Genomic DNA, 1,911 nt, shown 5'->3' with positions numbered 1-1,911 from the left:
ATTTTGTTTTGATTGAACGTTCAATCAACAAAGAATAAGATCTGCGACAAATGGTCGCTGCCTACAGAAATTTCCTACCTGTGAGCCGTGACAGCTGACACCTGCAAAAAACCTTGAAACAGGCCGTATCAGGGCCTGGCCACCGCTTCGGCGGGGTACAAGAATTTTCGGGGTGTCTTTATAACACCCGTCCGTCGACTGCCGAAAAATCGATGTCCCGGGATAACCGTTGCCTTGTGTTTCTCTTTCGCACTGCCCGGAGCATCTGCGCCATGAGTTCTGCCTCTCTTATAAAGACCCCACCGGAAAAGGTGCGGGTCAACGGTTGGGTGTTTTACACCTCCACCGCGCTGATTCTGTTGTTGACCGCCATCCTGATCATCGCCCCGCAGGAGGCCGGGCGCATGCTCGGCGTAGCACAAGCGTGGCTTTCCAAAAGCTTCGGCTGGTACTACATGGTCGTCATCGCCGCCTACCTGGTGTTTGTGGTGGGCCTGGCGTTTTCGTCCTATGGCAAGTTGAAACTGGGCAGCAAGGACGACACCCCGGACTTCAGTTACGGCGCCTGGGCCGGCATGTTGTTCTCGTCGGGCATCGGCATCTCGCTGTTGTACTTCGGCGCTTCGGAGCCGTTGGACCACTACTTCAACCCGCCCGAAGGCGCTGCCGCCAGCAACATGGCCGCACGCCAGGCACTGCAACTGACCTTCCTGCATTGGGGCTTGCATGGCTGGGCGATCTACGCCTTGGTCGGCCTGGCCGTGGCGTACTTCGCGTACCGTCATAACCAGCCGCTGGCCTTGCGTTCGGCGCTGTATCCGCTGGTAGGCGAGCGTTGGGTGAAAGGTGCGGCCGGCCATGCGGTGGACGGCTTCGGTATGTTCGTGACCCTGCTGGGCCTGGTGACGAACCTGGGGATTGGTTCGATGCAAGTGTCGTCCGGGTTGGAAAACCTGTTCGGCATGGCGCACAGCAACACCAACCTGCTGATCGTGATCATCGTGATGAGCACCGTGGCGACCATCGCCGCCGTGTCGGGTGTGGAGAACGGCATCCGCCGCCTGTCCAACCTCAACATCGTGCTGTTCAGCGGCCTGTTGATCTTCGTGCTGTTGTTCGGCCCGACCCTGCACTTGCTCAACGGCTTCGTGCAGAACATCGGCGACTACATGAATGGCCTGGTGCTGAAGACCTTCGACCTGTACGTGTATGAAGGCGACGCCGACAAGACCGAACGCTGGATGGGCCTGTGGACCCTGTTCTACTGGGCGTGGTGGATTTCCTGGGCGCCATTCGTAGGCATGTTCATCGCGCGTATTTCCCGTGGTCGTACCGTGCGTGAACTGGTGGCTGGCGTGCTGCTGATTCCACTGGGCTTCACCCTGGCGTGGCTGTCGATCTTCGGTAACTCGGCGTTGGACCTGGTGCTGAACCACGGTGCCGTGGAGTTGGGCAAGACGGCGCTGGAACAACCGTCGATGGCCATCTACCAACTGCTTGAGCATTATCCCGCGTCGAAAATCGTCATTGGTGTGTCGATCTTTGTGGGCTTCGTGCTGTTCCTGACCCCAGCGGATTCCGGTGCGGTGATGATGGCCAACCTTTCCTGCAAAGGTGGCAACGTGGATGAAGATGCGCCGCACTGGCTGCGTATCTTCTGGTCGGCGGTGATCACCCTGGTGACCATCGGCCTGCTGTTTGCCGGTAACTTCGAAGCCATGCAAACCATGGTGGTGCTGGCGGGGCTGCCGTTCTCGGTGGTGCTGATTTTCTTCATGTTCGGTCTGCACAAGGCTATGCGTCAGGATGTGGCCATCGAACAGGAGCAGGCGCAATTGGCCGAGCGCGGTCGTCGTGGCTTCAGCGAGCGTTTGACGGCTCTGGACCTGCAACCGAGCCAGGGTACCGTGC

Annotated in this window: 1 protein-coding gene; it reads left to right on the top strand. The window is 58.9% G+C overall.

Annotation, left to right across the window (positions count from 1 at the left end):
* Positions 1 to 329: 329 nt before the first annotated feature.
* A partial coding sequence (locus ACRESD_RS15130; protein WP_431751657.1) for a BCCT family transporter occupies positions 330 to 1,911 on the top strand: 1,582 nt, incomplete at its 3' end.

Origin of the sequence: Pseudomonas sp., assembly GCF_050739995.1 — a bacterium.
In the GTDB taxonomy this organism is placed as follows: Bacteria; Pseudomonadota; Gammaproteobacteria; order Pseudomonadales; family Pseudomonadaceae; genus Aquipseudomonas.
Note: the sequence above shows the minus strand (reverse complement) of the source record. Positions and strands in the feature narration are given on the sequence as shown.